At 74.1% G+C, this 23,980-nt stretch carries 1 protein-coding gene; it reads left to right on the top strand.

Annotation, left to right across the window (positions count from 1 at the left end):
- Nucleotides 1–80: 80 nt before the first annotated feature.
- Nucleotides 81–23,978 (top strand): non-ribosomal peptide synthase/polyketide synthase, encoded by a 23,898-nt coding sequence (locus ABZW30_RS19165; protein ID WP_355672297.1) that lies wholly within the window; start codon nt 81–83, stop codon nt 23,976–23,978.
- Nucleotides 23,979–23,980 lie beyond the last annotated feature (2 nt).

The raw sequence follows: 23,980 nt of genomic DNA, 5'->3' as shown, positions 1-23,980 counted from the left end.
GACCACGTGACGCCGCCGCGGTCGGCGCGGCCCGGCGTGCCGCGCGCGTACGCCCGCCCACACTTCTGGAGGTACCCCCCATGTCCCGTCGCGACGGCGACGTCCTTCCCCTGACGGCAGCCCAGCGTGAGATCTGGCTCGCCGAGCAGCGCTCCCGGACAGCGCTCGACGCCTACCGCATCGGCGAATACCTGGAGGTCCACGGACCGGTCGATGCGGAGCTGCTCGAGATCACGCTGTGCCGGGTCGTCGACGAGATCGACGCGCTGCACGTGAGCTTCGTCCACGACGGGCAGGAACCGCGGCAGGTCGTCCGTGCGGCATGGGACTGGGAGCCGACTCGGCTCGACCTCAGCTCGGAGCCCGATGCCCGGGCGGCGGCCCTGGCATGGATGGCCCGGGACCGGATGCGTCCGCTGGACCTCGCCCGTGACCCGCTCTTCAGCTTCGCGTTGATCAGCCTCTCGCCGGTGCACCACCTCCTGTACCAGAACTACCACCACCTGGTGATGGACGGGTTCGGTCTCTCCCTGGTCCGGCGACGGATCACGCGGATGTACACGGCGCTGGCGGGGGGTGGACCGGTCCCGTCGTCCCCGCTGCGTTCGCTGGACGAGCTGATCCGCAGTGACGTCGACTACCGTGTCTCAGCGCAGCTCACCGCCGATCGTTCGTACTGGACGGAGCGGCTCGCCGACCGGCCGGAACCGACCCACCTCACCGGCCGGGCTCCGCGTCGTGGGAGCGGCCCGCGTACCGAGGTGGAACCGGCGCCGTTCCGCGTGGACGCGCTGCGATCGGCGGTAGCGGAGACCGAGGTCCACTGGTCCCGGGCGCTGATCGCGGCGGCGGCTCTCTACACACACCGGCTCACCGGGGACCGGGACGTGCTGATCGGCCTTCCCGTCACCGGGCGCGAGGGAGCCGAACGCGCCCTGATGTCCTCGCCCGGCACGGTGGCGAACGTGGTGCCACTGCGCCTGCCGGTGCGTCCGGACATGCGGTGGCACGACCTCGTCACCGAGGTGGCACGGGAGGCCGACGGGGCGCTCGCGCACCAGCGCTACCGCAGTGAGGACCTGTTCCGGGAACTCGGTGATCTCTCCGTCACCGGGGCGGCGTTCCCACTGGTCGTCAACATCATGGTCTTCGACTCCGCGCCGAGCTTTGCCGGGCATCCCGCCACGCTGCACTACCTGCTCCCGGAACCGACCTCCGGGCTGTCGCTCTGGATCACAGGCCGGCGGGGAGACGGTGAACTCCAGGTCGAACTCAAGGGCGCGCCCCAGACGTGGAGCGACGACGAACTCGCCGTCCACCAACGGCGGCTGATCGCACTGCTGGACACCGTCGCGGACTGCGACCCGCAGGAGCCGGTCGGCCGGATCGGCCTGCTCGCCGCGGACGAGGAGCGTGAGCTGCTGGAGCTGGGCACCGGCCCGGTGACCGGGGTCTCCGCCGGCAGCCTGCCGGAGGTGTTCCGCGCGCAGGTGCGGGCGACGCCGGACGCGGTCGCGGTGGTGGGGCCGGACGCGTCGCTGACGTACGCGGAGCTGGACGTGCGGGCGAACCGGCTGGCGCACGCCCTGATCGCCCGCGGGGCGGGGGCGGAGCTGCCGGTGGCGGTGGCCCTGCCGCGTTCGGCGGCACTGGTGGTGGCGGTCCTCGCGGTGCTCAAGGCCGGGGCCGTCTATGTTCCGGTCGATCCGGAGTACCCCGCCGCCCGGGTCGGGTACATGCTCGACGACGCGCGGCCGGTCCTGGTGGTGACCGACGCCCACACCCGGGACCGGCTGCCCGAGGCCGCTCCCGTCGAGCGGCTGGTGGTCGACGACCCGGAGACGGCGGCGATGGTGGCGGGCTGCCCGGCAGCGGATCCGGCGGTGGCCGTCGATCCGGCGCATCCGGCCTACGTCATCTACACGTCCGGTTCCACCGGGCGGCCCAAGGGCGTGGTGCCGACGCACGGCGGCCTGCTCAACCTGTTCGCCGACCAGCAGCGGGCACTGTTCCCACCCCTGCTCACGGGACGGGGCCGGCTTCGCGTGGCGCTCACCACGTCGGTCTCCTTCGACGCCTCCTGGAACCAGCTGCTCGGCCTGTGCGCGGGCCACGAGCTGCACGTCCTGGACCATGCGACCTGGACCGACCCGGACGCCTTCGTCGACTACGCCCGGCGTCATCGCCTCGACTTCATCGAGGCCACCCCGTCGTACCTCCAAGTCCTCGTCTCACGGGGACTGTTGGACGGTCCCCAGTGGCGCCCGGCGATCGTCGCGGCGGGCGGGGAGGCTGTTCCGGAGCAGCTGTGGGAGCGGCTGCGGGCGGCCGACGGGGTGTCCTGCCTGAACTTCTACGGGCCGTCCGAGTGCACGGTCAACTCGGTCGTCGCGCCGCTGGGGTCGAGCCGACGCCCGGTGATCGGCCGTCCGGTCGGCAACGCCCGGCTGTACGTGCTGGACGGCGCACTGCAGCCGCTACCCGTGGGCGCGGCGGGTGAGCTGTACATCGCCGGTGCGGGCCTGGCACGTGGCTATCTGAACCGGCCGGGTCTGACCGCCGGGCGCTTCACAGCCGATCCGTTCGGGCCGGCCGGCTCGCGGATGTACCGCACCGGCGACCTGGTGCGGTGGGACGCGGACGGGAACCTGGAGTTCCTCGGCCGCACCGACGACCAGGTCAAGATCCGGGGATTCCGGATCGAACTCGGCGAGATCGAGACCGTGCTCATGGAGCACCCGCGGGTCGCACAGGCCGCCGTTCTGGTGCGCACCGAAGGGGACGCCCGGCTGGTCGCCTACGTGGTGCCGGCGTCCGGTACCACGGCGGGCGGTACCGCGGCGTCCGGTGCCGAGGTCGTCGCGGCCGAGCTGCGCGAGCACCTGCGCGAGCGGCTGCCGGAGTACATGGTGCCGGCCGCGTTCGTGACCCTGGACGCGCTGCCGCTGACGCCGAACCGCAAGCTCGACCGGCGGGCCCTCCCCGCGCCGGAGCAGACCGCGGCCGCCCCGGGCCGTGCTCCGCGCACCGCGACCGAACACCTGCTCGCCGGGCTGTTCGCCGAGGTGCTCGGGGTGGCCGAGGCCGGAGTGGACGACAGCTTCTTCGACCTCGGAGGGCACTCGCTGCTGGCCACCCGGCTGGTCGCCCGGGCACGGTCGGTGCTGGGCGTCGAGCTGAGACTGAGCGACCTGTTCGACGCACCGACGGTCGCGGAACTGGCGGCTGCGGTGGACGTCGCGGGCCGGGCGCGCCCGGCGCTGGGGCGCCGCGAGCGGCCCGAGACGGTCCCGTTGTCCTTCGCGCAGCGCCGGCTGTGGTTCCTGCACCGCATGGAGGGGCCGAGCGCCACCTACAACATCCCGCTGACGCTGAGGCTGTCCGGAAACCTGGACCAGCGGGCCCTGGAGGCCGCCCTGGCGGACGTGCTGGAGCGGCACGAGAGCCTGCGCACCGTCTTCCCGGTGATCGACGGCGTGCCGTACCAGCGCGTGCTGGACCCCGACGCGGCACACCCGCGGCTGCGGGTGACCGAGGTCGGCGAGCGCGACCTGCCGGACCGGCTGGCGGAGGCGGCCCGGTACGGCTTCGACCTCTCCGCGGAGCCGCCGCTGCACGCCGAACTGTTCCAGCTGGGGACCGAGGAGCACGTGCTGCTGCTCGTGGTGCATCACATCGCCGGTGACGGCTGGTCGATGGGGCCGCTCTCGCGGGACCTGACGGCCGCCTACGCGGCCCGCGCCGAGGGGGCGAAGCCGGAGTGGTCGCCGCTGCCGGTCCAGTACGCCGACTACGCCCTCTGGCAGCGGGAGCTGCTCGGTGACGGCGCGGACCCGGACAGCCTGCTGAACGACCAACTCGGTTACTGGCGGGTGCAGCTGGCGGAGCTTCCCGAACAGGTGGAGCTGCCCTTCGACCGGCCCCGTCCGGCGGTGATGTCCTACCGGGGCGCCCACCTGCCGGTGCGGATCGACGCCGAGCTGCACCAGGGCCTGCGCGAACTCGCCCGCGGCGGCGGCGCCAGCCTCTTCATGGTGCTCCAGGCCGGGCTGGCCGCTCTGTTGGGCAAGCTCGGCGCCGGCACCGACGTCCCGATCGGCACGCCGATCGCCGGACGCACCGACGAGGCCCTGGACGACCTGGTCGGCTTCTTCGTCAACACCCTGGTGCTGCGCGCCGACCTGTCCGGCGACCCGTCGTTCACCGAACTGCTCGGCCGGGTGCGCTCGGACGCGCTGGCCGCGTACGCGCACCAGGACGTGCCGTTCGAGCACCTGGTGGAGGCGCTGAACCCCACCCGGACGCTGGCGCACCACCCCCTGTTCCAGACCATGCTCGCCCTGCAGAACGCGCCGCTCGGCGCGTTCGACCTGCCGGGGCTGCGGGTGGCGACCGACCTGGTCCACACCGGGACGGCCAAGTGCGACCTGACCTTCATCCTGGCCGAACAGCCCGACGCGGACGGGCTGTCGGGTGTGGTGGAGTACAGCACCGACCTGTTCGACGCTGCCACCGTGGCGGGGATCGTCGACCGGTGGCTGCGGCTGCTGCGGGCCGTGGTCGCCGATCCCGGCCGACGGATCGGTCAGGTGGACGTGCTGTCCGTCGACGAGCTCCGCGCGCTGCTGCCGGCCGGCGAAGCCCTCACCGGGGAGCTGCCGGAGAGCGGCATCACCGCGCTCTTCGAGCGGCAGGTGCGGGCGAACCCGGCCGCGGTCGCCGTGGTGAGCGGCGAAGTCGCCCTGACGTACGGCGAGTTGAACGCCCGGGCCAACCGGCTCGCGCATGCCCTGATCGACCGGGGCGTGGGACCGGAGCAGCTGGTGGCGCTGGCCCTGCCGCGCTCGGCGGATCTGGTCGTGGCGGTGCTCGCGGTGCTCAAGGCCGGCGCCGCGTACGTGCCGGTGGACCCGCAGTACCCGGCGGCCCGGATCGCCTACCTGCTCCAGGACACCCGGCCGTCGCTGCTGCTGACGACGAGCCGGATCGGTGAACTGCCGGGTGCGGAGCCGGTGGACCGGCTGTTGCTGGACACGCTCGACCTGGACGGACTGCCGGACACGGATCCGGGGATCTCGGTCGACCCCGGCCACCCCGCCTACGTCATCCACACCTCCGGGTCCACCGGCGACCCCAAGGGCGTGGTGGTCCCGCACCGGAACGTGCTGCGGCTGTTCGGTGCCACCGAGGAGCTGTTCGGCTTCTCCGCCGAGGACGTCTGGACGCTCTTCCACTCCTACGCCTTCGACTTCTCGGTGTGGGAGCTGTGGGGCGCGCTGCTGCACGGCGGCCGGCTGGTGGTCGTGGACCACGACACCAGCCGTTCGCCCGGCCGGTTCCTGGAGCTCCTCGCCCGCGAGCGGGTGACGGTGCTCAACCAGACGCCGTCCGCCTTTCACCAGCTGATGCAGGCGGACGCGGAGGCCCCGGAGACCGGCCGCCGACTCGCCCTGCGCACGGTGGTGTTCGGCGGCGAGGCGCTGGAGCACGCCCGGCTGGCGAGCTGGTACGAGCGGCACGCGGAGGACGCGCCGCGGCTGGTCAACATGTACGGCATCACCGAGACCACGGTGCACGTCACCTACGCGCCGCTCGGCTGCTCCGGCGCCGCCGCCGGCCAGGTCGGCGCGGCCCTCCCGGACCTGCGGACGTACGTGCTGGACTCCGGGCTGCGACCGGTCGCCCCGGGCGTGCCCGGCGAGCTGTACGTCGCGGGCGCCGGGCTGGCACGCGGCTACCTGAACCGGCCCGGCCTGACCGCCGGGCGGTTCGTCGCCGACCCCTTCGGACCGGTCGGCTCCCGGATGTACCGCAGCGGCGACGTGGTGCGCCGCGCCGCGGACGGCAGCCTGCGCTACGTCGGCCGGGCCGACCAGCAGGTGAAGGTGCGCGGCTTCCGGATCGAGCTCGGTGAGGTCGAGGCGGCGCTGGCGGCGCACCCGGCCGTCGCGCAGGTCGCCGTGCTGGCCCGGCAGGAGCGGGCCGACGACACCAGGCTGGTCGCCTACCTGGTACCGGCCGCGGGCCCCGCGCCGCGCACGGCCGACCTGCGCGAGCACCTGGCCGGGCGGCTGCCCGAGTACATGGTGCCGGCCGCGTTCGTCCTGCTGGACGCGCTGCCGCTGACCGCCCACGGCAAGCTGGACCATCGGGCCCTGCCCGCGCCCGACCTCGCCCAGGCGGCCACCGGCCGCGCGCCGCGCACCCCGCAGGAGCAGATCCTCTGCGAGCTGTTCGCCGAGATCCTCGGGGTGGGGTCCGTCGGCGTAGAGGACGGCTTCTTCGACCTGGGCGGGCACTCCCTGCTGGCCACCCGCCTGGCCGCCCGGATCCGCGCGACGCTCGGTGTGGAGATGGAACTGCGCACCCTGTTCGAGGCGCCGACCCCGGCCGGCCTGGCCGCGGCGCTCGTGGCGGCCGGACCGGCGCAGGCCGCGCCGGCTCCGTACCGACGGCCGGAGAGGATCCCGCTGTCGTTCGCGCAGCGGCGGCTGTGGTTCCTCCACCAACTGGAGGGCGCCAGTGCGAACTACAACATCCCGTTGGCCTGGCGGCTGTCCGGCCCGCTCGATCGGGAGGCGCTGCACGCCGCGCTGACGGACGTCGTGGCCCGGCACGAGAGCCTGCGGACGGTGTTCCCGGTGGTGGACGGCGTGCCGTACCAGCAGGTGCTGGACGTCGTCGCGGCCCGCCCCGGTCTCGCCGTGCGCCGGACCACGGAGGGCGGGCTGTCCGACGCACTGGCGGCGGCACAGGCCCACCGGTTCGACCTGGAAGCCGAACTGCCGCTGCACGCCGAGCTGTTCGAGCTGGCGCCGGACGAGCACGTGCTGCTGTTGGTGCTCCACCACATCGCGGGCGACGGATGGTCGCTCGGCCCGTTGGCCATCGACCTCACCGAGGCCTACGCGGCCCGCTGCCGGGGCGAGGAGCCGCGCCGGGAGCCGCTGGCCGTCCAGTACACCGACTACACCCTGTGGCAGCACGAGCTGCTCGGCGAGGCGACCGACAGCGACAGCCCGTTCGCCCGCCAGGCGGCCTACTGGACGCGGCAGTTGGCCGACCTGCCGGAACAGATCCAGCTGCCCACCGACCGGCCCCGACCGGCGGTCGCCTCGCACCGGGGCGGCTTCGTGCGGGCCGAGCTGGACGCGGAGCTGCACCGTGGGCTGCGCGAGCTCGGCCGTACCAACGGCACCAGTCTGTTCATGGTGCTCCAGGCCGGGCTCGCGGCCCTGCTGAGCAGGCTCGGCGCGGGGGACGACATCCCGGTCGGCAGCCTCACCGCCGGCCGTGGCGACCAGGCGTTGGACGAACTGGTCGGCTTCTTCGTCAACACCCTGGTGCTCCGCACGGACACCTCGGGCGACCCGACCTTCGCCGAGCTCCTCGCCCGCGTCCGGGACACCGCGCTGGCCGGGTACGCCAACCAGGACCTGCCGTTCGAGCACCTGGTCGAGGCCCTCAATCCGGTGCGGTCGCTCTCCCACCACCCGCTCTTCCAGGTCATGCTGGTGCTGCAGAACAACCCCCGGGCCGAGTTCGCCCCGCCCGGCCTGCGGGTCGGCGGGCTGGAGCTGGCCACCACCACGTCCAAGTTCGACCTGGTCCTGTCGCTGTCCGAGCGGCACGCCGAGGACGGCTCCCCGGCCGGGATCGACGCCTTCGTCCAGTTCGCGAGCGACCTGTACGACCCGGCCACCGTCGAGACGATGGTGGCGCGCCTGGTCCGGCTGCTGACGGCGGCCGTCGCCGACCCGCAGCGCCGGCTCGGCGGCCTCGACCTGCTGTCCGCCGAGGAGCGCCGTGAGCTGCTGCCCGCCGTCGAGGACGGGGCGGACGCCGAGAGCGTGCTGGAGGCCTTCGCGGCGCAGGTGGCGGCCACCCCGGAGGCTGTCGCCCTGGCCGCCGAGGACGTCGAGCTGACGTACCGGCGGTTGAACGCGTGGGCCAACCGGTTCGCGCATGCGCTGATGGATCGCGGGGTGGCGCCCGAGCAGGTCGTGGCGATCTCGCTGCCGCGGTCGGTGGAGTTCGTGGTGGCCGTCCTGGGCGTGCTGAAGGCCGGAGCCGCCTACCTGCCGGTGGATCCGGTGTACCCGCAGTCGCGGATCGCGTTCATGCTGGCGGACGCCCGGCCGAGCGTGGTGGTCGACGACCCGGCGACGGTGGCCGAGGTGTCGCAGTGGCCGGAGACCGATCCGGTCGTCACCGGGGACGCCCGGCACGCGGCGTACGTGATCTACACCTCGGGTTCGACCGGCCGGCCCAAGGGCGTGGTGGTGAGCCACGCGGGTGTGCGGGCCATGGCGGCGGCCCAGGTCGAGCGGCTCGGCATCGGCGCCGACAGCCGGGTGCTCCAGTTCTCCTCGCCCAGCTTCGACGTCTCGCTGTGGGACATCCTCGGCGCCCTGCTCGGCGGCGCGACCCTGGTGCCGCCGCCCGCGGGCGAGCCGGTCGCCGCGCTGACCGACCAGAGCCTCGCGCTCACCCATGCGACGGTGCCGCCCTCGGTGCTGGCGGCGCTGTCGCCGGACGCGGTGGATGTGCCGACGCTGACGGTGGCGGGCGAGGCGTGCCCGCCGGAGCTGGTGACGCGCTGGGCGCCGGGCCGGGTGATGATCAACGCGTACGGCCCGACGGAGGCGACGGTCGTCGCGACGATCGGCGACCCGTTGTCGCCGGGATCGGGCGTGCCGCCGATCGGCCGCGCCGTCGCCGGACTACGGGCGTACGTGCTGGACCATCGCCTGGGTCTGGTGGCACCGGGGGTGACCGGGGAGCTCTACCTCGCGGGCCCGGGCCTGGCCCGTGGCTACCTGAACCGACCGGGCCTGACCGCCGGGCGGTTCGTCGCCTGCCCGTTCGGCCCGGACGGCGCGCGGATGTATCGCACCGGAGACCTGGTGCGTCGGCGCCCCGACGGCCAGCTGGAGTACGTCGGCCGTGCTGATGACCAGGTGAAGGTGCGCGGCTTCCGGATCGAACTCGGTGAGATCGAGACGGCGCTGGCGGAACACCCGCTGGTCCGCCAGGTCGCGGTGATCGCCCGCAAGGACCGGGCCGAGGACACCCGCCTGGTCGCCTACCTGGTGCCCGCCACCGCGGCGGACGTCCAGCCGGACGAGCTGCGCGCGCACCTGAGGGAGCGGCTGCCGGACTACATGGTGCCCGCCGCGTTCGTCTCTCTCGGCGCCTTGCCGCTGAACACCAGCGGCAAGCTCGACCGGCGCGCCCTGCCCGAGCCGGACGCCACCGGGTCGCGGACCGGCCGGGCACCGCACACGCCCCAGGAGCAGGTGCTGGCCGGGCTGTTCGCCGAGGTGCTGGGGCTGCCGGGGGTCGGCGTCGACGACGACTTCTTCGACCTGGGCGGGCACTCCCTGCTGGCCACCCGGTTGGTGGCCCGGGTCCGTGCGACCCTGGGCGTGGAGCTGGCGCTGCACACCCTGTTCCGGACCCCGACGGTGGCCGGGCTGGCCGCCGGGCTGGCCGCCGGGCTGGGCGGCGCCGAGCGCTCCCGGCTCGCCCTGGGGCGGGCGGAGCGGCCCGAGTTGGTGCCGCTGTCGTCCGCGCAGCGGCGGCTGTGGTTCCTGCACCAGCTGGAGGGCGCCGGGCCGATCTACAACATGCCGTTGGCGTGGCGGCTCTCCGGCTCCTTGGACCGGGTGGCCCTGGCGCAGGCCCTGGGCGACGTCGTCGACCGGCACGAGACCCTGCGCACGGTCTTCCGGACGGTGGACGGCGTGCCGTACCAGCACGTGCTGGCCGCCGGGCAGGTGCGGCCGGACCTGCCGGTCACCCCGGCCGACGAGACGGAGCTGACCGGTCTGCTGACCGGGGCCGCGGCGGTCGGGTTCGACCTCGCGGCCGAACCGCCGTTGCGTGCGGAGCTGTTCGAACTCGCCGCCGAGGAGCACGTGCTGCTCCTGGTGGTGCACCACATCGCCGGTGACGGCTGGTCGCTGGGCCCGCTGGCCGCCGACCTGGCCACCGCCTACGCGGCGCGCCGCCGGGGCGAGGAGCCGGGCTGGGCGCCGCTGCCGGTGCAGTACGCCGACTACACCCTCTGGCACGACCGGTTGCTCGGCGACCGCGAGGACCCCGCGAGCCTGTTCGCCCGGCAGTCGGCCTACTGGACGGACCGGCTGGCCGGTCTGCCCGAGCAGATCCGGCTGCCCGCCGACCGGCCCCGTCCGGCGACCACCTCGTACCGGGGCGGCCACCTGGCGATCGACCTGGACCCGGAGCTGCACGGCGCGCTGGTTCGCCTGGGAAGGGAGCACGGGGCCAGCGTCTACATGGTGCTGAAGGCCGCGCTGGCGGCGCTGCTGGACAAGCTCGGCGCGGGCACGGACATCCCGGTCGGCAGCCTGATCGCCGGCCGGACGGACCAGGAGCTGGACGAGCTCGTCGGCTTCTTCGTCAACACCCTGGTGCTGCGCACCGACACCTCGGGCGACCCGTCCTTCGCCGAGTTGCTGGTCCGGGTCCGGGAGGGCGCGCTCGGCGCGTACGCCCACCAGGACCTGCCGTTCGAGCACGTCGTCGAGGCCCTCAACCCGTCCCGGTCGCTCGCCCGGCAGCCGCTGTTCCAGGTGCTGCTCGCGCTGCAGAACGTGCCCCGCACCGAGTTCGCGCTGAGCGGACTGCGCTCTGAGATCGTCCTGGTGCGGACGCCCACGGCGATGTTCGACCTCGGCTTCCACCTGCTGGAGCGCGGCGGCACCGGCGGGGCGGCCGGGGGCATCGTCGGGCGGGTCGAGTACAGCACCGACCTGTTCGACCACGCCACCGTGGCGGCGCTGGTCGACCGGTGGCTCCGCCTGCTGGCGGCCGTGGTCGCCGAGCCCGACCGGCCGCTGAGCCGGATCGACGTCCTCACCGCCGAGGAGCGGCACGAGCTGCTGGTCGCGCGCAACGACACCACGTGCCCGGCTCCCGCCGCCGGCCTGCCCGCCCTGTTCGAGGCGCGGGTTCGGGCGACCCCGGAGGCCCCGGCGGTGGTGTTCGAGGACACCGTGCTGACGTACCGCGAGCTGAACCGCCGGGCCAACCGGCTGGCCCACGCGCTGATCGCACGTGGGGTCGGGCCGGAGCAGGTCGTCGCCCTGCGGCTGCCGCGCTCGGCCGAGCTGGCGGTCGCCGTCCTCGCGGTGCTCAAGACGGGCGCGGCGTACCTGCCGATCGACCCGGACTACCCGGCCGCCCGCATCGCGTACATGCGGGAGGACGCCCGGCCGGCCGTGGTGCTCGACGACCTCGCCGCCGTCACACCGGACGGGGACCTGCCGGAGCACGATCCGGCCGTCGCGGTGGACGCGCTCCACCCGGCCTACGTCATCTACACCTCCGGCTCCACCGGCCGGCCCAAGGCCGTGGTGATGCCCGCCGCCGGGCTGCTGAACCTGCTGGAGTGGCACCACCGGGCCGTCGGCGGCGAACCGGGCACGCGCACCGCGCAGTTCACCGCGATCAGCTTCGACGTCTCGGTGCAGGAGGTGCTCTCCGCACTGCTGTACGGCAAGACCCTGGTGGTGCCGACCGAGGAGCAGCGCCGCAGCGCCGAGCTGTTCGCTCACTGGCTGGACCGGCACCGGGTCGCCGAGCTGTTCGCTCCCAACCTGGTGGTCGAGGCGCTGGCCGAGGCCGCCGAGGAGGCCGGGCTGGACCTGCCGCACCTGCGACTGGTCGCCCAGGCCGGCGAGGCGATGCGCCTGGGCGGTGCGGTACGTCGCTTCCAGGCCCGTCGGCCGGGCCGGGAGCTGCACAACCACTACGGCCCCGCCGAGACCCATGTGATCACCGCCTACCCGCTGCCGGCCGACCCGACCGCCTGCCCGCTGCCGGTGCCGATCGGTCGCCCGATCGCCAACTGCCAGGCGTACGTGCTGGATTCGGCCCTGCGTCCGGTCGCCCCCGGCGTGCTGGGCGAGCTGTACCTGGCCGGGGCGGGGCTGGCGCGCGGCTACCTGAACCGGTCCGGGCTCACCGCCGGGCGCTTCGTCGCCAACCCGTACGGTCCGGCCGGCGCGCGGATGTACCGCACCGGTGACGTGGTCCGCTGGCGCGCCGACGGGGAGTTGGAGTTCGCCGGCCGGGTGGACCACCAGGTGAAGGTCCGCGGCTTCCGGATCGAGCCGGGCGAGATCGAGGCCGAGCTGACCGCGCACCCGGGCGTCGCCCAGGTCGCGGTGCTCGCCCGCGAGGACCGGCCGGGGGAGACCCGGATCGTCGCGTACGTCGTGCCCTCGGCACCGGAGCCGGCCACCGCGGCGGCACTGGCGGCGTACTTGCGCGAGCGGCTGCCCGACTACCTGGTGCCGTCGGCGTTCGTGCTGCTGGACGCGTTGCCGTTGACGCCCAACGGGAAGCTGGACCGGGCGGCGCTGCCCGCGCCCGAGCCGGGCACGGTCGGGAGCGGCCGCGCGGCGCGCACGCCGCAGGAGCAGATCCTGTGCGAGCTGTTCGCCGAGGTGCTGGGTCTGCCGCGGGTCGGGGTCGACGAGGACTTCTTCGACCTGGGCGGGCACTCCCTGCTGGCCACCCGGCTGGTGTCGCGGGTCCGGGCCACCCTCGGGGTCGAGCTGGAGCTGCGCGCCCTGTTCCGGACGCCGACGCCCGCCGGGCTGGCGGCCGGGCTGCACGACGCCGCCACCGCGCGGCAGGCCCTGATGCCCCGGGTCCGCCGGGAGCCGATGCCGCTGTCGTTCGCCCAGCGCCGCCTCTGGTTCCTCCAACAGTTCGGGGCGCCGAGCGCCACCTACCACATGCCGCTGGCCCTGCGGCTGTCCGGCGACCTCGACCGGGCGGCGCTGAGCGCCGCACTCGCGGACGTGGTGGCCCGGCACGAGACCCTGCGCACGGTCTTCCCGCACACCGCCGGAATCCCGCACCAGCGGGTGCTGGACGTCGACGAGGCGGCCGTCCCGCTGGCCGTCCGCGCGGCCGGCGAGGCGGAGGTGCCCGGCCTGCTGCGCGAGGCGGCGGTGCGCGGCTTCGACCTGACCTCGGAAGTACCGCTGCGGGCGGAGCTGTTCGCGGTCGCGCCGGACGAGCACGTGCTGCTGCTGGTGATGCACCACATCGCGGGCGACGGCTGGTCCATGGGCCCGCTGGCCCGCGACCTCGCCACCGCCTACGCCACCCGGCGGGGCGGCGGGACACCCACATGGCCGCCGCTGCCGGTGACGTACGGCGACTACACCCTGTGGCAGCACGAGATCCTCGGCGACGAGCGCGACACGGACAGCGTGTTCGCCCGCCAGGTCGCCTACTGGAGCGAGGAGTTGGCCGGTCTGCCCGAGCAGCTGCAGCTGCCCGTCGACCGGCCGCGCCCGGCCGCCATGACCTACGGCGGCGACCTGCTGGAACTCCGGATCGACGCCGAACTGCACGCGGCGCTGGTGGGGTTGGCGCGGCGTTCGGGTGCGAGTCTGTTCATGGTGTTGCAGGCGGCGTTGGCGGCGCTGTACACGCGGTTGGGTGCGGGGACGGACATCGCGATCGGGAGTCCGATCGCGGGGCGTACCGACGAGGCGTTGGACGATCTGGTCGGGTTCTTCGTCAACACGTTGGTGCTGCGCACCGACACGAGTGGTGATCCGAGTTTCGCCGAGCTGTTGGGGCGGGTGCGGGAGACGGCGCTGTCGGCGTACGCGCACCAGGATGTGCCGTTCGAGCACCTGGTGGAAGTGCTGAACCCGTCCCGGTCGCTGTCCCACCACCCGCTGTTCCAGACGGGGCTGGTCGTCCAGAACGCGCCGGGCGGCGACTTCGACCTCCCCGGCCTTCGGGTCTCCGGGGTGACCGTGCCCACCGGGACCTCGCGGCTCGACCTGACCTTCGGCCTCGCGGAGGAACACGGCAGCGACGGCGCGCCGGCGGGAATCAGCGGTGCCGTCGAGTACAGCACCGACCTGTTCGACCGTTCGACGGTCGAGTCGCTGGTCGCCCGGTGGACCAGGCTGCTGGCCGCGGTTACCGCCGCTCCCGACCGGCCGATCGGCGGGATCGACCTGCTGTCCGGCGAGGAGCGCTGCGAGCTGCTGCCCGCCGCCGAGCGTGGGGCGGCTCCGGTGAGCCTGCCGGAGCTGTTCGCGGCGCAGGTGGCGGCGACGCCGGACGCGGTCGCGCTGGTGTGTGGCGATGTTGAATTGACGTACCGTCAACTCAACGCCTGGGCGAACCGGTTCGCGCACGCGCTGATCGTGCGGGGTGTGGAGCCGGAGCAGCTGGTGGCGGTGGCGTTGCCGCGGTCGGTGGAGTCGGTGGTGGCGGTCCTGGGTGTGCTGAAGGCCGGGGCCGCGTACCTGCCGGTGGATCCGGCGTACCCGCGGTCGCGGATCGCGTTCATGCTGGCGGACGCCCGTCCGTCGGTGGTGGTCGACGACCCGGCGATGGTGGCCGAGGTGTCCGCATGGCCGGAGACCGACCCCGTGGTCGCGCTCGACGTCCGGCATCCGGCCTATGTGATCTACACCTCGGGCTCGACCGGCCGCCCCAAGGGCGTCGTGGTCAGCCACTCCGGCGTGTCGGGCCTGGTGGCGGCGCAGGTCGAGCGGCTCGGCGTGGTGCCGGGCAGCCGGGTGCTCCAGTTCGCCTCGCCCAGCTTCGACGCGTCCTTCTGGGACCTCTGCAGCGCCCTGCTCACCGGTGCCGCGCTCGTCCTGGCCCCGTCCGAGGCTCCGCTGGAGGCCCTGACGGACCGCCGACTCGACGTCACCCATGTGACATTGCCGCCCTCGGCCCTGGCCGCGCTGGACGGCGCCGACCTCACGGCCGCCACCCTGGTGGTGGCGGGTGAGGCCTGTGCACCGGAGCTGGTGGCCCGCTGGGCGCCCGGGCGCCGGATGATCAACGCGTACGGTCCGACCGAGACCACGGTGTGCGCGACCATGAGCGACCCGCTGTCGCCGGGCTCCGGCGTGCCGCCGATCGGCCGACCGGTCGCGGGCTTCCGGGTGTACGTGCTCGACGAGCGACTGCGGCCGGTGCCGCCGGGCGTGGTGGGGGAGCTGTACGTCGCGGGCGCGGGTCTGGCGCGCGGCTACCTGAACCGGCCCGGCCTGACGGCCGGGCGGTTCCTCGCCTGCCCGTTCGGCCCGCCCGGGAGCCGCATGTACCGCACCGGCGACCTGGTGCGTCGCCGGGCCGACGGCGAGCTGGAGTACGTCGGCCGCGCCGACGAGCAGGTGAAGGTCCGCGGCTTCCGCGTCGAACTCGGCGAGATCGAGGCGGCGTTGGCCGAGCACCCGGCGGTCGCCCAGGCCGCCGTGCTCGCCCAGGACGACCGGCTCGTCGGCTATGTGACGGCCCGTCCCGACATGGCCGTCCGACCGGCGGAGCTGGCGGCGTACTTGCGCGAGCGGCTGCCCGACTACCTGGTGCCGTCGGCGTTCGTGCCGCTGGACGTGTTGCCGTTGACGCCCAACGGGAAGCTGGACCGGGCGGCGCTGCCCGCGCCCGAGGCCGGTCCCGCCGGGAGTGGCCGGGCGCCGCGCACGCCGCAGGAGCAGATCCTGTGCGAGCTGTTCGCCGAGGTGCTGGGCCTGCCGGGGGTCGGGGTCGACGAGGACTTCTTCGACCTGGGCGGGCACTCCCTGCTCGCCACCCGGCTGGCCGCGCGGGTGCGCTCGGTGCTCGGCGTGGAGCTCGGGCTGCGCGCGCTCTTCCAGGCGCCCACCGCGGCGGGCCTGGCCGAGGCGCTGGCCGAGGCCGGTCACGCCCGCCCGGCGCTGACCGCACGGGAGCGGCCGGAGGCCGTGCCACTGTCCTTCGCCCAGCGCCGGCTCTGGTTCCTGCACCGTATGGACGGCACCGCCGCGACGTACCACATCCCGCTGGCGCTCCAGTTGACCGGGACGCTCGACCGGTCCGCGCTGGACGAGGCGCTCGCGGACGTGGTGGCCCGGCACGAGAGCCTGCGGACGGTGTTCCCGGAGGTCGACGGCGTCCCGTGCCAGCGCGTCCTGGCACCGGGGGCAGCCCGGCCCCGGGCCCGGCTGACCGAGGTGTCGCAGGCCGAACTGCGGGAGCGGCTCGCCGAGTTCGCCCGACAGCCCTTCGACCTGGCGGCGGAACCGCCGCTGCGGGCCGAGCTTCTCGCGCTCGCGCCGGACGACCATGTGCTGCTGCTGGTCATGCACCACATCGCCGGTGACGGCTGGTCCACCGGTCCGCTGGCACGCGACCTGGCCGAGGCGTACGCGGCCCGGAGCGAGGGCCGCGCACCGCGCCGGCCGGACCTGCCGGTGCAGTACGCGGACTACACGCTGTGGCAGCGCGACCTGCTCGGCGACGCCACCGACCCCGAGAGCAGGTTCGCCGAGCAGCTCGACTACTGGAAGCGGCAGCTCTCCGACCTGCCGGAGCTGCTCCGACTGCCCGCCGACCGGCCGCGGCCGGCCGTCGCCGGCTGGCGCGGGGACCACGTCGGCCTGGAGCTGAGCCCCGAACTGCACACCGCTCTGACGGAGTTGGCGCGACGCACCGGCGCCAGCCTGTTCATGGTGCTGCAGGCAGGCCTCGCCGCGCTGTACACGAGGCTGGGCGCGGGAACGGACATCCCGATCGGGAGTCCGATCGCGGGGCGTACCGACGAGGCGTTGGACGATCTGGTCGGGTTCTTCGTCAACACGTTGGTGCTGCGCACCGACACGAGTGGTGATCCGAGTTTCGCCGAGCTGTTGGGGCGGGTGCGGGAGACGGCGCTGTCGGCGTACGCGCACCAGGATGTGCCGTTCGAGCACCTGGTGGAGGTGCTGAACCCGTCCCGGTCGCTGTCCCACCACCCGCTGTTCCAGACCGTCCTGGCCGTGCAGAACGCGCCGATGGGCCGGTTCTCGCTGCCCGGCCTGGACGTCGCCACCTACGCGGTGGCCACCGGAACCGCCAAGTTCGACCTGGGTGTGAGCCTCGCCGAGCAGTTCGGTCCGGACGGCAGCCCGGCCGGGATCGTCGGCGCGGTGGAGTACGCCACCGACCTGTTCGACCACTCGACGGTCGCCGCTCTCACCAGGCGCTGGACGCTCCTCCTGGAGGCGGTCACCGCCGACCCGGACCAGTCCATCGGACGGATCGACCTCCTCGACGCCGACGAGCGGCACCGGCTGCTGGAGCGGGGCAACGCGACCGCCCGCGAGGTGGCGGCCGTCCCGGTGCCGCAGGCCTTCGCGGCACAGGTGGCGGCGACGCCGGACGCGGTCGCGCTGGTGTGTGCCGACGTCGAGTTGACGTACCGCCAACTCAACTGCCGGGCCAACCGGTTCGCGCACTCGCTGATCGCCCGGGGTGTGGAGCCGGAGCAGCTGGTGGCCGTGGCGCTGCCGCGCTCGGTGGAGTCCGTGGTGGCCGTCCTCGGTGTGCTGAAGGCCGGGGCCGCCTACCTGCCGGTGGACCCGGCGTACCCGCGGTCGCGGATCGCGTTCATGCTGGCGGACGCCCAGCCGGCACTGATGGTCGACGACCCGGCGATGGTGACCGAGGTGTCCGCATGGCCGGAGACCGACCCCGTGGTCGCGCTCGACGTCCGGCAACCCGCCTATGTGATCTACACCTCCGGCTCGACCGGCCGCCCCAAGGGCGTCGTGGTCGGCCACGGCGGTGTGGCGAGTCTGGTCGCCGGACAGATCGAGCGCTTCGCGATCGAACCCGACAGCCGGGTGCTCCAGTTCGCCTCGCCCAGCTTCGACGCCTCGGTGTCCGAGATCTACACCGCCCTGCTGCGCGGCGCGGCCCTGGTGCTGCCTCCCGCGGCCGAGCCGCTCGCCGCGCTGACCGACCCGGGCCTCAAGGTCACCCACGTGACCGTGCCCCCGTCCGTCCTCGCCGCCGTGCCGGAAGGCTCGGTGTCCGTGTCGACGCTGGTGGTGGCGGGTGAGGCGTGCCCGCCGGAGCTGGTGGAGCGCTGGGCACCGGGCCGGCGGATGATCAACGCGTACGGTCCGACCGAGACCACGGTGTGCGCGACCATGAGCGACCCGCTGTCCCCGGGGGCGGGCGTACCGCCGATCGGCCGTCCGATCGCCAACGCCCGGGTGTACGTCCTGGACGGGCGACTGCGGCCGGTGCCGCCGGGCGTGGCGGGGGAGCTGTACGTCGCGGGCGCGGGTCTGGCGCGCGGCTACCTGAACCGGCCCGGCCTGACGGCCGGACGGTTCGTCGCCTGCCCGTTCGGCCCGCCCGGGAGCCGCATGTACCGCACCGGCGACCTGGTGCGCTGGCTGGGTGACGGCCAGCTGGAGTACGTCGGCCGCGCCGACGACCAGGTGAAGGTCCGCGGCTTCCGGGTCGAGCCCGGCGAGGTCGAGGCGGCGCTGGCCGAGCACCCCGCCGTCGCCCAGGCGGCCGTCCTCGCCCAGGACGACCGACTCGTCGGCTACGTCGTACCGCGTCAGGACGCGGCCCGGGACAGCGGCCTGGAAGCGGACCACGTGGGCGAGTGGCAGGACATCTACGACGCCCTGCCCATCGCTCCCGAGGAAGCCGCCTTCGGCCAGAACTTCGTCGGCTGGAACAGCAGTTACGACGCGAGCCCGATCCCCGTCGAGCAGATGCGGGAGTGGCGGGACGCCACCGTGGCCCGCATCCTGGCCCTGCGCCCCCGCCGGGTGCTGGAGGTCGGTGTCGGCACCGGTCTACTGCTCTCGCAGATCGCACCGCACTGCGAGACGTACTGGGCGACCGACTTCTCCGCCACCGCGATCGACGCGCTGACCGCGCAGGTGGTCCGGCAGGAGGACCTGGCCGAGCGCGTCGTGCTGCAGACCCGCCCGGCGCACGACACCGACGGACTGCCGGCCGGGCAGTTCGACACCGTCGTGATCAACTCGGTGGTGCAGTACTTCCCCTCCGTCGACTACCTCGCCGACGTGATCGACCGGCTGATGGGGCTGCTCGCCCCCGGCGGCGCGCTCTTCGTCGGCGACGTCCGCAACCTGCGGCTGCTGCGCCCGCTGGCCACCGCCGTCCAGCTGCACCGGACCGGTGACGGCTCCGACCTCGCGGCGGTGCGCCGTGCGGTGGAGCAGGCCGTGAGGGTGGAGAAGGAGCTCCTGGTCGACCCGGACTTCTTCACCGTCCTGCGGGAGCGCGGCACGGACATCGGCGCGGTGGCCGTGGAGGTCAAGAGCGGCCGGCACCACAACGAACTGACCCGCTACCGCTACGACGTGACGCTGCACAAGGCGCCGGTCAGCCCGGCGGCCCCGAGCCGGTCCGTCGAGCTGGAGTGGGGTCGGCAGGTCGCCGGACTGGACGAGCTGCGCGAGCTGCTCGCCCGCCCGCGCGCGGACGTGCTGCGGATCACCGGGGTGCCGAACCGTCGCGTGGTGCGGGAGTCCGCCCTGGCCCGGGCGGTGCAGAACGGGGACGGGGCGCTCGCCGAGCTGCTGGAGCGGCTGCACGCCCCGGAGGAGGGTGGCCTTCCCGACCCGGACGACTTCCAGGCCCTCGGGCGGGAGCTCGACCGCTGGGTGGGCGTCACCTGGTCGGCCACCGCGGCCGACGCCCTGGACGTCGTCTTCGCCGACCCCCGGGCGCACCGAGGCTCCCCGGTCGAGCCGTACCGGCCGGCCCGGGCCACCGGCAGGGCGATGTCGTCGCTGACCAACCGTCCGACCGGCAGCCGGGGCACCGGCGCCCTCATCGGCGAACTCCGCGACTGGCTGCGCGGGCGGCTTCCCGACTACCTGGTCCCGTCGGCGTTCGTGGCGCTGGAGGCGCTGCCGCTGACAGCCAGCGGCAAGCTCGACCGTCGCGCGCTGCCCGCTCCCGACCTCGGCTCGGTCGGCGTCGGGCGGGCGCCGCGCACCCCGCAGGAGCAGCTCCTCGCCGAGCTGTTCGCCGAGGTGCTCGGGCTGGCCCAGGTCGGAGTGGATGACAGCTTCTTCGACCTGGGCGGGCACTCGCTGCTGGCGACCCGCCTCGCCTCCCGGGTCCGGGCGACCCTCGGGGCGGAGCTGGAAGTCCGCACGCTGTTCGAGGCGCCGACCGTGGCCGGGCTGGCGGCTCGCCTCGACGGCTCCGGAACGGCGCGGCCCGCGCTGACCGCCCAGCCGCGGCCCGAACGGGTGCCGCTGTCCTTCGCCCAGCGACGCCTGTGGTTCCTGCACCGGATGGACGGGCCGAGCGCCACCTACAACATGCCGTTCGCGCTGAGCCTGACCGGCGCTCTCGACCGCTCGGCCCTGCACGCCGCGCTCGCGGACGTGGTCGCCCGGCACGAGAGCCTGCGGACGGTCTTCCGCGAGACGGACGGTGTGCCGTACCAGGTCGTCCTGAGCGCTTCGCAGGCACAGCCGGCGCTGCCGGTGGTCGAGCTCGACGAGAGCCGACTGGCCGAACGGTTGGCGGACGTGGCCCGGCGCGGCTTCGACCTGGCCGCCGAGCCGCCGGTCCGGGCGGAGCTGTACGCGCTCGCCCCCGACCGGCACGCGCTGCTGGTCGTGGTGCACCACATCGCCGCCGACGGCTGGTCGATGGGGCCGCTCTCCGGCGACCTCGCGACGGCCTACGCGGCGCGCTGCCGGGGCGAGGAGCCGCAGTGGTCCCCGCTGCCGGTGCAGTACGCCGACTACACCCGCTGGCAACGCGACCTGCTCGGCGACGCCGCCGACCCGGAGAGCCTGTTCGCCCGGCAGCTGGCCTACTGGAAGGGTGAGTTGGCCGGAATTCCACAACAGGTGCAGCTGCCCGCCGACCGGCCCCGGCCGCCGGTGGCCTCCCAGCTGGGTGGTCGGGTGGCGGTTCGGCTGGACGCCGAACTGCACCAGGCGCTCCGGGACCTGGCCACCGCGCGCGGCGCCAGCATGTTCATGGTGCTCCAGGCCGGCCTCGCCGCGCTGCTCACCCGGCTCGGCGCCGGCACGGACATCCCGATCGGCAGCCCGATCGCCGGGCGGACCGACCAGGCGCTGGACGAGCTCGTCGGCTTCTTCGTCAACACCCTGGTGCTGCGCACCGACACGAGCGGCGACCCCGGTTTCGCCGAACTGCTCGGTCGGGTGCGGCAGAAGGCGCTCACCGCATACGACCACCAGGACGTGCCGTTCGAGTACCTGGTCGAGGTGGTCAACCCGACCCGGTCGCTGGCGCACCACCCGTTGTTCCAGATCATGCTGGCCCTGCAGAACGCGCCGCTCGGCGAGTTCGGGCTGCCGGGGCTGGAGACCGGCCACCTGGAGGCGCCGACCGGGACCTCGCGGGTCGACCTGACGTTCAGCCTGGCCGAGCAGTTCCGCCCGGACGGCGGCCTCGACGGCCTGGTCGGCGCGGTGGAGTACGCCACCGACCTGTTCGACGCGCCCACCGTGGAGCTGCTGTTCGAGCGCTGGGCGCGGCTGCTGAGCGCGGCGGTCGCCGACCCCGACCGGCCGATCAGCCGGATCGACATCATGTCCGGCGAGGAACGCCGTCGGCTGCTGTCCACGTCCAGCGGCGCCGCGGTCGAGCTGCCCGAGGCCGCGGTGCCGGAGCTGTTCGCCCGCCAGGTGCGGGCCACCCCGGACGCGGTCGCGGTCGTGGCGGGCGGCACCGAGCTGACCTACCGGGAACTCGACCTGCGGGCCAACCGCCTCGCGCGGGCGCTGATCCGCCAGGGCGTGCGGCCGGAGACGCCGGTCGCGGTCATGCTGGACCGCTCGGCGGAGCTGGTCGTGGCGATCCTGGCGATCATCAAGGCGGGCGGCGCCTACGTGCCGCTCGACTCGCGCTTCCCCTCCTCCCGGATCGAGCTGATCCTCCGCGAGACCGGGGCCGCGCTGGTGCTCACCGAGGACGTGCTGACCGCGCTGATCCAGGCCGAGCCCGACTCGTCCGACATCGAAGTCCCGTGTGACCAGCGGCAGTTGGCGTACATCATGTACACCTCCGGCTCGACCGGCCGGCCGAAGGGCGTGGCCGTCACCCACCGCGACGTGGTGGGCCTCGCGCTCACCCCCGAATGGCACGGCGGCGGACACGAGCGGGTGCTGATGCACTCCCCGACCGCCTTCGACCTCTCGACGTACGAGCTGTGGGTGCCGCTGCTCAGCGGCGGCCGGGTCGTGGCCGCACCGCCCGAGCGGCTCGACCTCGACCTGCTCCAGCACACGGTCACCGCGCACGGGGTGACCGGACTGTGGCTGACGGCCGGCCTGTTCCGCCTGGTCGCCGAGGAACGGCCGGGCCTGCTCGCCGGGGTGCGCGAGGTGTGGACCGGCGGTGACGTGGTCTCCCCGGCCGCCGTCGCCCGGGTGCGGGCGGCCTGCCCCGGCATCGAGGTGGTCAACGGCTACGGGCCCACCGAGGCCACGACCCTGGCCACCTGCCACCCGGTGCGCACCCTCCCCGAGCACGCCGCGACCGTGCCGATCGGCGGGCCGATGGCGAACATGCGCGCCTACGTGCTCGACGACCACCTGCGGCCGGTGCCGACGGGCCTGGTCGGCGAGCTCTACCTCGCCGGGGTCGGCGTGGCCCGGGGCTACCTCGGCCGGCCCGGCCTGACGGCGGAGCGCTTCACCGCCGATCCGTACGGGCCGCCCGGGAGCCGGATGTACCGCACCGGCGACCTGGCGTGGTGGCCGGCCGACGGCACGCTGGAGTTCGCCGGACGCGCCGACCACCAGGTCAAGCTGCGCGGCCTGCGGATCGAGCCCGGCGAGATCGAGGCGATCCTCGCGAGCTGCCCGGGCGTCTCCCAGGCGGCCGTGGTCGCCCGGGAGGACCGGCCGGGCGACAAGCGGCTCGTCGCCTACCTGGTGCCCGCTCCCGAGGGCGCGCCCGAGGCGGGCGAGCTGTCCGAGCGGCTGCGCCGCGAACTGCCCGAGTACATGGTGCCGTCGGCGTTCGTCACCGTGGAGGCACTGCCGCTGACCGCCAACGGCAAGCTGGACCGGGCCGCCCTTCCCGCCCCCGAGTACGGGGCGCCGGGCGCCGGACGCGGCCCCCGGACGCCGCAGGAGCAACTGCTGTGCGACCTCTTCGCAGAGGTCCTCGGCCGGGAGCAGGTGCGCATCGACGACAGCTTCTTCGAACTCGGCGGGCACTCGCTGCTGGCCGCCCGGCTGGCGTCCCGCGTCCGCGAGACCCTCGGCGTGGAGCTGGGCCTGCGCATGCTGTTCGAGGCGCCGACCGTGGCCGGGCTCACGGAGCGCCTGGTCATGAACGATCCCGACGACGCGTTGGACGTGCTGCTGCCGCTGCGTTCGACCGGGACCGGCACGCCGTTGTTCTGCATCCACCCCGGAGGTGGCATCAGCTGGTCGTACAGCGGGCTGCTGAACCACGTCGGCCCGGAGCACCCGGTCTACGCGATCCAGGCGCGCGGCCTCGGTCGGCCCGAACCCCTGCCGACGTCCTTCGAGGAGATGGCGGCCGACTACGCCGACCAGATCCAGAAGATCCAGCCGGAGGGCCCGTACCTGGTGCTCGGCTGGTCCGCCGGCGGGCTGATCGCCCACGCGGTCGCCTGCGAGCTGCAGGCGCGTGGCGAGCGGACCGGCATGCTGGCGATCCTCGACGCCTACCCGGTGAAGGACGTGCAGTTCGAGGAGGTGCCCGTGCCCACCGAGCGGGACGTGCTCGTCGGGGTGCTCGACGTCGACCCGGACGAGCTGGGCGACCGGGCGCTGACCTACGGCGAGGTCGCCGAGGTCCTGAACCGGCGGGGCAGCGCCCTGGCCGGCCTGACGGAGGACCAGATCGAGGTCATCGTCCAGATCATGATCAACAACGCGAAGCTGGCCGTCGACTTCGTCCCCGGCAGGTTCGAAGGAGACCTGCTGCTGTTCAACTCCACGATCGACCGGGCCGAGGACAACGCCGGGCCCGGAATCTGGCGCCCCTACATCGCCGGGCGGATCGAATCCCACGAGATCACCACCCGGCACGACCGGATGACCCAAGCCGGCTCGCTGGCCCAGATCGGACCGATCCTGGCCGCCAGGCTCGCCGAGGCCACCGGTGACACCACCCTTTCCCACCAGGAGGACTGATC

Origin of the sequence: Kitasatospora sp. NPDC004669, assembly GCF_040609455.1 — a bacterium.
In the GTDB taxonomy this organism is placed as follows: domain Bacteria; phylum Actinomycetota; class Actinomycetes; order Streptomycetales; family Streptomycetaceae; genus Kitasatospora.
Note: the sequence above shows the minus strand (reverse complement) of the source record. Positions and strands in the feature narration are given on the sequence as shown.

Excerpts from the sequence above, each read along its gene's own strand:
- ABZW30_RS19165 (WP_355672297.1), top strand. The coding sequence starts at position 81 with ATGTCCCGTCGCGACGGCGACGTCCTTCCCCTGACGGCAGCCCAGCGT.